This window comes from Frankia sp. AgKG'84/4 (genome assembly GCF_023242965.2).
Lineage (GTDB): Bacteria > Actinomycetota > Actinomycetes > Frankiales > Frankiaceae > Frankia.
The window spans coordinates 1-2,836 of sequence record NZ_JALKFU020001150.1 but is presented as its reverse complement, the minus strand read 5'-3'; the positions used below and the strand labels follow the sequence as shown (position 1 = coordinate 2,836).

The following is a 2,836-nucleotide window of genomic DNA, read 5'->3' as shown; positions in this document are numbered from 1 at the left end:
GCGCTGCGCGCGTCGGCCGCCGCGCTGCGCGCCCACCTCGCCGACCATCCCGAGCAGGCCCTCGCCGACGTCGGGGTGGCGCTGCGACGGCGATCGGCCTTCGAATACCGGGCCGCGCTGCGCACGGAGGACCGCGGGAGCCTGCTCGTCGGGCTGGACGCGCTGGCCGCGGGCGCACCCATGGCCGAGGTCCGCGAGGGCGTCGCCCGCTCCGGCCGGTCGGTCGTGTTCGTCTTCCCCGGCCAGGGCACGCAGTGGGCGGGGATGGCGACCGGCCTGCTCGTGGACTCGGCGGTCTTCCGCGAGCGCATCGAGCAGTGCGCCGAGGCGCTCGCCCCCCATGTGGACTGGTCGCTGCCCGACGTACTACGCGGCACGGCCGGGGCGGCATCGCTGGACCGGGTGGACGTCGTCCAGCCGACGCTGTTCGCCGTGATGGTGTCGCTGGCGGCGCTGTGGCGTTCCCACGGGGTGGAACCGGCGGCGGTCGTCGGACACTCGCAGGGCGAGATCGCCGCCGCCTGCGTCGCGGGCGGACTGTCCCTGGCTGACGCCGCGCGGGTGGTGGCGCTGCGGGCGAAGGCGCTCGGGGCGCTGGCCGGGCGTGGGGGCATGGTCGCGGTGGCGTTGCCGGTCGAGGAGGTCCGGGCGCGGCTGGCGCCGTGGGCGGCGGACCTGTCCGTCGCCGCGGTGAACGGCCCGCGCTCGACCGTGGTGGCCGGCTCCACCGACGCGCTCACCGCACTGTCAGCCGACTGTGAGGCCGCGGGGGTCCGGATCCGTCGCATCCCGGTCGACTACGCCTCGCACTCGGCCCAGGTCGACGAGATCGGGCCACGGCTGCGCGAGCTGCTCGCACCGGTGCGCCCGCGGACGGCGTCGGTGCCGGTGTACTCGACGGTCACCGGCGGCCTGCTCGACACCGCGGACATGGACGCCGAGTACTGGGTGACGAACCTGCGGCGGACGGTGCGCTTCGACGAGGCCACCCGCGCCCTGCTCGCCGCCGGACACGACGTGTTCGTCGAGGTGAGCCCGCACCCTGTCCTGACGGTCGGCATCCAGGAGACGATCGACGGGACGCCGGCGGAGCCGAACGCGGACGCCGGCGATCCGGTCACCGTCGCGACGCTGCGCCGCGACGAGGGTGCGACACCCCGGATGCTCGACGCGCTGACCGAGGCATACCTGCACGGGGTCGACGTGCGCTGGCCGGACGCCGCCGGTGACGGCCCGCCCCCGGTCGACCCGCCGGACGTCGCGGCGGTGACGACCAGCCTGCCCACCTATCCCTTCCAGGAGCGGCGCTACTGGTGGGCGGCGACGTCACCCGCCGCGGCCGGCGACGTCGCCGCCGCGGGGATCACTCCCGCCGACCATCCGCTGCTGGGCGGGGCGGTCGAGCTCGCGGACGGCCACGGTCACGTCCTGACCGGCCGGCTGTCCCGGCGGACGCATCCCTGGCTCGCCGACCACATGTTCGCCGGCTCCGTCCTGCTGCCAGGCACCGGGTTCGTCGAGCTGGCGCTGCGCGCGGCCGAACAGGTCGGCTGCGACCGGGTCGAGGAGTTCACCCTCGACGCCCCGCTGATCCTGCCCGAACGGGACGCGGTGGACCTTCAGCTGCGGATCGGCGGTCCTGACGACGAGGGGAACCGTGCCCTGATCCTGCACGCCCGCCCCGCGGGCGACCCCGGCGCCGACTGGGTCAGGCATGCCGGTGGCCTGCTCGCCGGGGAGGCGACGGCCGGCGGGGTGGCCGGGCCCGGTCCGGCCGACGAACCCGCGTTCGCCGAGCTGGCGGGAAGCTGGCCGCCACCGGGCGCCTCGGCGGTGGATCTCGACGGCGTGTACGAGCGTTTCGCCGCCGCCGGCTACACCTACGGGCCGGCCTTCCAGGGCCTGCGGTCGGTGTGGACTCGCGGCGCGGATGTCTTCACCGAGGTCGCGCTGGCACCGGACCTCCAGGGCGCGGCCGGTGCGTTCGGGCTGCACCCGGCGCTGCTGGACGCCGCTCTGCAGAGCCTGTGGGTCGCCGCCACGGCCGACGAGGGCGCCGACTCCGGTGGCCAGGGCGCCCGCCTGCCGTTCTCCTGGGACGGGGTGTCCCTGCTCGCGGCGGGCGCCGGCCGGCTGCGGGCCCGGCTGAGCCCGCTGGGCCCCGACCGGACCCGGATCGTCCTCGCCGATCAGGGCGGAAGCCCGGTCGCCGTGGTGGACTCCCTGGTCACGCGGCCGGTCGGAAACCAACCCGTGGGGCTCACCGGTGTCGGCGACCGGCTGTTCGCACTCGACTGGGTCGTCTCGGCCGCCGGACAGACACCGCGGACGGTCCAGCCCTGGGCCGTCCTCGACGTCGGGCAGCCGGCGACGGACGGGGTCCGGGGGCGCTCGACCCGCTCGTACCCCGATCTGGACGCGCTCGCGGCCGCCCATCCGAGCACCGATCCGCCCGCGGTGGTTCTCCTGCCCCTTCTCCCCGTCGGGGCCGAGGCGCGGGACGTGCCCGGCGACCCGCCGGAGGAGGTGCGGCGGGCGACCCACCGGGCGTTGGCCTGGCTGCAGGCCTGGCTTGCGGACGAGCGTTTCGGGTCGTCCCGGCTGGTGCTGGTGACCCGGGGGGCGGTGGCGGCGCGACCCGGGGAGGACGTGCGCGATCTCGCGGGCGCCGCGGTGTGGGGCCTGGCGCTGTCGGCGCTGGCGGAGGCTCCGGACCGGTTCGTGCTGCTCGACCTGGACCCCGGAGACGCCCTGTCGACCGACGAACTGGTCGCCGCGGCGCTGGCGAGCGGGGAGCCGCGGCTGGCGATCCGGGACGGCGCCGCCCGGGTCGCCC

General features: G+C 76.6%; 1 protein-coding gene. It reads left to right on the top strand.

The window, feature by feature from the left end; translation table 11 throughout:
* Positions 1-2,836: acyltransferase domain-containing protein (locus tag MXD58_RS27995; protein ID WP_250611176.1), on the top strand; the 2,836-nt coding region annotated here is incomplete at both ends.